The organism is Planktosalinus sp., assembly GCF_059864935.1.
Genome location: NZ_JCBCCK010000215.1, coordinates 1 through 7,047, shown reverse-complemented (window position 1 = coordinate 7,047; position 7,047 = coordinate 1). Strand labels below are relative to the sequence as shown.

Annotated in this window: 8 protein-coding genes; 5 read left to right on the top strand and 3 right to left on the bottom strand. The window is 38.3% G+C overall.

What is annotated here, in order from left to right:
* Positions 1 to 307 (top strand): ATP-binding protein (locus AC6F75_RS07655; protein ID WP_500714388.1); only part of this gene is annotated, 307 nt, incomplete at its 5' end.
* A gap of 10 nt (positions 308 to 317) precedes the next feature.
* Here the strand turns inward: AC6F75_RS07655 and coaD are convergent.
* Together coaD and AC6F75_RS07645 are read right to left on the bottom strand one after the other, a co-directional pair.
* Complete coding sequence (coaD, locus tag AC6F75_RS07650) at positions 318 to 779, bottom strand: pantetheine-phosphate adenylyltransferase (protein ID WP_500714387.1); 462 nt, start codon at positions 777 to 779, stop codon at positions 318 to 320.
* A 36-nt stretch (positions 780 to 815) separates the two neighbouring features.
* A complete protein-coding gene (locus AC6F75_RS07645; protein WP_500714386.1) occupies positions 816 to 1,796 on the bottom strand; it encodes a D-alanine--D-alanine ligase in 981 nt (326 codons plus the stop codon).
* 120 nt (positions 1,797 to 1,916) lie between these two features.
* Between AC6F75_RS07645 and AC6F75_RS07640 the strand changes: the two genes are divergently transcribed.
* Both AC6F75_RS07640 and AC6F75_RS07635 read left to right on the top strand, forming a co-directional pair.
* Positions 1,917 to 2,525, top strand: a complete 609-nt coding sequence (locus AC6F75_RS07640; RefSeq protein ID WP_500714385.1) for a PASTA domain-containing protein — start codon at positions 1,917 to 1,919, stop codon at positions 2,523 to 2,525.
* Position 2,526: 1 nt separating this feature from the next.
* Positions 2,527 to 3,564 (top strand): RluA family pseudouridine synthase, encoded by a 1,038-nt coding sequence (locus AC6F75_RS07635; protein WP_500714384.1) that lies wholly within the window; start codon positions 2,527 to 2,529, stop codon positions 3,562 to 3,564.
* 43 nt (positions 3,565 to 3,607) lie between these two features.
* Here AC6F75_RS07635 and AC6F75_RS07630 read toward each other — a convergent pair whose 3' ends face one another.
* The gene (locus AC6F75_RS07630) at positions 3,608 to 5,380 is read right to left on the bottom strand and encodes an FG-GAP-like repeat-containing protein (protein WP_500714383.1); all 1,773 of its coding nucleotides are present in this window, start codon (positions 5,378 to 5,380) and stop codon (positions 3,608 to 3,610) included.
* 180 nt (positions 5,381 to 5,560) lie between these two features.
* Between AC6F75_RS07630 and yaaA the strand changes: the two genes are divergently transcribed.
* Together yaaA and AC6F75_RS07620 are read left to right on the top strand one after the other, a co-directional pair.
* A complete protein-coding gene (gene yaaA / locus AC6F75_RS07625) occupies positions 5,561 to 6,322 on the top strand; it encodes a peroxide stress protein YaaA (RefSeq protein ID WP_500714382.1) in 762 nt (253 codons plus the stop codon).
* A 153-nt stretch (positions 6,323 to 6,475) separates the two neighbouring features.
* Positions 6,476 to 7,047, top strand: a 572-nt coding sequence (locus AC6F75_RS07620) for an FAD-dependent oxidoreductase (protein WP_500714381.1), incomplete at its 3' end; no start/stop codon positions are given.

The window sequence follows — 7,047 nt, the reverse complement described above, 5'->3', positions numbered from 1 at the left end:
AGTGAATTTTAGTGAAGAAAAGGATTATTTTGTATTTAGCGTAAGCGATCAGGGTAAAGGTATTGATAATTCGGTCATTAAGAACCTGGATACCAGAGAGGAATTAATGAGCACTTATGGAACAGAAGGTGAAAAAGGTACCGGAATAGGTTTGAGAATCGTAAAAGATTTTATCAACTTACACAACGGAAAATTGGTGTTTTCAATAAACGAGCCATCAGGAACTATAGTTACAGTTAAAATTCCAAAAAATATAGATGAGAGTTCATTAGAGCTAACTCCAATCTCCGAAAACAAAAAGCAATAAATTAATCATCTTAACTTTTATCAACCCTTACACTGTCCGGCACCAAAACGGTATAATCACCACCATTTCTTATTACATCCCTAACGATACTGGAACTAATGTATGAAGTTTTTGATGCGGTTAAAAGAAATACAGTTTCAATTTTAGAGAGCTTTCGGTTGGTGTGGGCTATGGCTTTTTCAAACTCAAAGTCAGCCGGGTTGCGCAAACCTCTTAAAATAAACTGAGCGTCAAGTTTTTTGCATAAATCGATGGTAAGTCCTTCATAGTACATGACCTTCACTTTAGACTCACCTGCAAATGCTTCTTCAATGAATTTTATGCGTTGTTCAAGGTCGAACATATATTTTTTTTCGGCATTGATGCCTATAGCTACAATAATTTCATCAAAAAGATGAATGCCCCTCATGATAATATCATAATGTCCTAAAGTGATGGGGTCAAAAGAACCGGGAAATATAGCACGTTTCATAAAAGCACATTAAAGTTCAAAAAACTAAGATAATCATTATTTTCTAAAAGCCTGCTCTACCAGGTTTCCAAACAGTTCTTCAAGGGAAATTCCTGCGGCAAGTGACTGTTTTGGTATGATGCTTTCGGGTGATAAACCGGGATTGGTGTTCATTTCAATAAAGTGAGGCACCCCTTCCTGAATAATGTATTCACTTCGCGACAAACCGGTCATGTTTAGAAGTTCATAAATGCGTTTGGCTTCAGATCTTAAACGTTGCCTTACCTCGTCAGGAATTCGTGCAGGAGTGATTTCTTCAGACTGCCCCAGATATTTGGCCTCATAGTCAAAAAACTCATTTTCAGTAACAATTTCAGTTGCCGGTAGTACCAATACCTCGCCTTTGTATTGGATAACACCTACAGAAACTTCGGTACCCACCAAACAAGATTCAATTAAAATTTCGGCGTCTTCCTTGTATGCAAATTCAATGGCTTCGGGAAGTTCTTCAATGGTTTTTACTTTAGATATCCCAAAGCTACTGCCCGAGCGACTGGGCTTCACAAAACATGGCAGGCCTACAGTTTTTATAATATCTTCCGGTATTATTTCATCGCCTTTATTAAGGTAATAAGCCTTTGCACAATGCACTCCGTATGACTTTAAAACTGAAAGACAATCCCTTTTGTTAAAGGTCAACGCCGCCTGATAATAATTGCAGGAAGTGTGGGGCAGGCCAATTAATTCAAAATAAGCTTGCAACAAACCGTCTTCACCGGGTGTTCCGTGAATGGCGTTAAAAACAACATCGGGTTTAATTGTTTTAGTTCCGTTAGAAAAACTAAAATCTGATTTATTCACATCAAAGGTGTCACCGGTTTCAGAATTAAAAAACCAGCTATCCGGAGTGATATGAACAGGATAAACTTCATAATCGGTTTTAGAAAGTGAATCAGACACCACTTTGCCACTGAGTAAGGAAATTTCAAATTCACTGGAATAGCCGCCCATTACCACAGCCACGATTTTTTTTGGCATAAGAATTAAAGATTAAATGCGTTAAACAAATGTAGGATTAATAAAGCAAATCCAAAAAATAATATCTTAGCAAATTAAGTTTACCTTTGCGTGATTTTCTGATTTATAAAACCAAATTGAATGAGTCTGTTCAAGTTTATTTTCTCTAAAGCCTTTATCAAACAACTTGTATTGGCAGCTGTAGTGTTGCTTATTTTAGTTTTTTTAATATTAAGCTGGCTTAAGTTTACCACCAACCACAACCAGCACAAAGTTGTGCCCGATGTCTCAAAACTGACCTATGAAGAGGCCACAAAAAAACTCAAAGAAGTTGATTTGAGACTAGAGGTCTTGGATTCTGCAAATTACAACCCTGACTACCCGAAATATTCAGTGATTGAACAAATTCCTGCTGCAGGCCAGGAGGTAAAGGAAAACCGAAAAATTTATATTACACTAAATCCGTCTGGTTACCGCTCAGTTGAAATTCCCCCACTTGTGGGAAGAACTCGCCGTCAAGCTGAACCTACTTTGAGGGCATTGGGTTTTGAAATTGGAGAAATTATCTATAAACCTTACATTGCTCCAGATGAAGTATTGGAGATGAGGCACGAAGGGAAAACGATTAAACCCGGGGACATGCTTCAGATTACCTCAAAAATAGACCTCGTTTTAGGTGATGGTAAAGAGCGTTACCGTGGAAGCAGTGATGAGGAAAGTGAAGATCAAACTGCTGAGGAAGAAAATTGAAATGACAACAACCGAAAACGATATTGAAGAAAACGATGACTTATATGAACACCATCGTTATGTGGTGGATAAAGGCCAGAAACCGCTTCGCATTGACAAGTACCTGATGAATTATATTGAGGGTGCTACCCGAAATAAAATTCAAAGCGCCGCAAAAAATGGGACTATCTTTGTTGATGATGTGCCTGTAAAATCCAATTATAAAGTAAAACCCGGAGAAGTCATCAGGGTGATGTTTACACATCCGCCTTATGAATATTTGCTGGTTCCTGAAAACATTCCGTTGGATATTGTGTTTGAAGACGATTACTTGATTGTTGTAAATAAACCTGCCGGAATGGTAGTGCATCCCGGTCATGGAAATTATTCAGGCACACTCATCAATGCATTGGTATATCACTTTGAAAACCTTCCATTAAACAGTAGCGAACGTCCCGGTTTGGTACATCGCATAGATAAAGACACCAGCGGATTATTAGTTATCGCCAAGACCGAACAAGCTATGGTCAAACTCGCCAAACAGTTTTTCAACAAGACCAGTGAGCGTGAATATGTAGCACTGGTTTGGGGTGATGTAACTGAAGATGAAGGAACGATTACAGGCCATATAGGCAGAAGCCCAAAAAACAGGCTCCAGAATATCGTTTTTGAAGATGAAAGCCAGGGAAAAGAAGCGGTCACCCATTACAAAGTGCTTGAACGATTGGGTTATGTTACGCTGGTTGCCTGTAAATTGGAAACCGGAAGAACTCACCAGATTCGTGTTCATATGAAACACATTGGCCACACCTTGTTTAACGATGAACGCTATGGCGGTGATAAAATTCTTAAGGGAACCACGTTTACGAAATACAAACAGTTTGTGGATAACTGTTTTAAAGTACTACCCAGACAAGCACTTCATGCAAAAACACTTGGCTTTAAACATCCTGAAACCGGGGAATTCATGAAGTTTGATTCACCTATACCACAAGACATGACTGATTGTATTGAAAAGTGGAAGAGTTATGTGAAACATCAAAAAGATTTTGAAGAATAAAAAAAGCCCGAATCAATCGGGCTTTTTTAGTTAAACGGTTGGGTTATTTTTTAACCCATTTACCGGTAAAGGTAGTTTTTGTGTCACTTATAACAACTAAGTATAATCCCGGTTGGATGTTTTTGAAATATTTATTTAGTGTTCCATTTGTTACGCTAATGTTTTTTTCAACATAAACTTGTTTACCATCAAGGCTAAAGAGCTGTAATGTAGCATTTTGAAGATTTTGAGGAATACTAAAAGACAATTCTCCACTAGAAGGATTGGGGTAAATATTCATTTGTGGAGTATCAAAATCGGCGGTTGAAAGTGGCTCGTCCGGAACAATCAGGCCATCTCTTTTGTTGTTTCCTTTATAACCATTGCTTAAGATTGTGGTTGGGTCATAAGGAATATCCATATTATAAACATTTACAAAAGCTGAGTCAACAGAAGTGCCAAATGTTTGGGTGTATGAATTGGCTACAAGATTAAGTAAACCATCATTATTTACATCACCCAAAACTGCACTATTGATAAATGTAAAGCCTTTAGGCCTAAGGGGAAACCCAGCAAGTTCACCGCTCCCGTCAAGAGAATAGGCATGAATAAATCCATTGCCGTCTGACCCTACAACCACACTGGGAAAAATTATGTCCTGAACTCCGTCACCATTTATGTCTGCAATGGTCATTACTCCTTCAGTACCTCCGTATTTGTTTACAGAAAAGTCAGAAATCAAGTTCCCATCTAGATCAAATCCATAAATTACATCAAGAGGTGTAGTTCCGTCTCCGCTAGTGTTTCTGTTTCCGAAAAACAATTCATACGTTTCGTCGCCATTTACGTCAGCAACAGTAGGGGGAGAATAAGTCCACTCATTTATGGTATAGGGCCAGCCTGATGCATAACTACCGTCAGATTTCATAACAAAAAATGCCGGATTTGTGCCGTGGTTACTTCCCACTATTTCAAGTGTTCCGTCGTCATCCAAATCAACCAATATTGGTGATTGGTATGAATAACTAATGCCTGTAGCAGTAGATGGAAATCCTGCGATAGATTGTCCTGTATCAGTGTCAAATACATACATTTCACCGGCAGAGGTTGAAATGACAACGTTCATAATCCCATCATTATTCACATCGCCAATAGATGGAGTAAAGGCCGGTGTGCCGGGAATCTCCACGGGCCAATTGGCATTATAAGGGTTACCTTGAGAATCTACTATATGAACCCTGCTAGGGCCTGATGTAATCCGCTCACAAAAAATAATTTCCATTGTGCCATCATCATTCAGGTCAGAAACTGCCGGGGCATTTATCATCCAGTTATTATTAAAGTTAAGTGGCCAACCGGGAAAATCAGCTCCGGTGGAACCGTGAACCAGGTAGACGCGTCCGTTAGCCGGAACCCCGCCTGTGTTTTGTACGATTTCCAGATTGCCATCACCGGTAATGTCTGCTACAGTGGGAGGAAAGGTGGCAGTTCCGGTCAAAGTTCTTTCCCACAAAAGGCTGCCGTCACCTTTTATTGCATAAAGTTTATTGTAAGTTGCAAATACGATTTCATCTATACCATCCTGGTCTATGTCTGCAACTGTTGCTCCTCTGAAATTTTTAAAATTCGGGTGTGTGGGTCTGCCAAATGGAAAGTTTCCAAGTTGAACAAAAGGACTTGATCCTTTACTTGCCAAGTGTTCTGGCAGTAAAGTAGTTTCTGCTGTTATGCTTCCGTCTCCAAGTAAAATAGCTTTTTGACCGACTTCCTGAGCCAAAACTATTGATGAAGAAAGTAATAAGAAACAGGTTTTAACAAGTGTAATTTTGTTTTTCATAAGTGGTACATTTAATGTTGATGCATACTAAATTAAAAGATTACTGTTAATATAAAGTAGTTTTTACTGTTAAAATACCTAATTTATTAGAAACGCTTATGTCTCCATTAATAATTATTTTAATAAATCTTCACTTGAGATTTAGCAAAACCGTAAATTTGATTCAAATTAAAAATAGTTATGAAAATCTTACTTTCGCCGGCCAAATCACTCGATTTTGAATCAAAATTACCCACTGAAAAATATACAGAGCCCATTTTTCTTTCTGAAGCTGAAAAACTCAATGGGGTTTTAAAGAAAAAATCTAAAAAGCAACTTAAGGATTTGATGGACATCAGTGACCAACTGGCTGAGCTGAACTTACAGCGTTATCAGGATTTTTCTGTTCCATTTATAAAAGAAAATGCAAGACCGGCAGTTTACGCATTTTCCGGCGATGTGTATGTAGGTCTAGATGCATACAGCATCTCTAAAAATAAAATTGAAAAACTACAGAATACAGTCAGAATCCTCTCAGGAATGTATGGTGTTTTAAAACCTTTGGATTTGATGCAACCCTACCGACTTGAAATGGGAACCGATTTAAAGGTGAATCGAAGTAAAAACCTTTATGAATTCTGGGGCGATAAAATTACAAAAGTGCTGAATGAAGAATTAACTAAAGAAGAGATTGTACTTAATCTGGCAAGCAATGAATATTTCAAATCCGTAAACACCAAAAAACTTAACGGAAAACTCATCAGTCCTGTATTTAAGGACTTTAAAAACGGTAAATTGAAAATCATTTCATTTTTCGCAAAAAAAGCCAGAGGGTCTATGGCCAGATTTGTGGTTGACAACGAAATTAAAAGCTATAACGATTTATTGACTTTTGATGTTGATGGGTATAAATTTAGCCAAGAAGAAACTAAAAGCACTGATAAACCTGTATTCATAAGATAAGAAGAACGTTTTTGCTTTTTGATAAGCGAGGTTTAAATCTATTTGCTGCTTTATTTTTCGTTATTAAATATTGGAATTTCTTAATAACTTTTACTGTTTTAGGTACTTTAAAGTCCGTACTTTTGTATTCTCAAAAATTGAAATATTACAATTATGTCTGAAAATATAGAAAGAATCAAATGCCTGATTATTGGTTCAGGACCTGCCGGATATACAGCAGCTATTTATGCTGCAAGAGCAGATATGCACCCTGTTGTTTATACCGGTATGGAGCCCGGAGGCCAATTGACAACCACTACTGAAGTAGATAATTTCCCGGGTTACCCGGAAGGTATTGACGGACCAACCATGATGGTACAACTTCAACAACAAGCTGAACGCTTCGGAACACAGGTGAGAATAGGAATGATCACTGCTGTTGAACTAAGCGATGAAATTGGAGGTATTCACAAAGCTACAGTGGATAATGGAAAACAGATTGAAGCTGAAACTGTAATTATTTCTACCGGGGCAACCGCAAAATACCTTGGCTTACCCAGTGAGCAGCGCCTGAGAGGTGGAGGAGTTTCTGCCTGTGCCGTTTGTGACGGATTTTTTTACAAAGGTCAGGAAGTGGCAATAGTTGGGGGAGGCGACACCGCAGCCGAGGAAGCCACTTATCTCGCCAATATTTGCAAAAAAGTTACCATGCTTGTAAGAGGCAGTGAAATGAGAGCCTCAAAAGC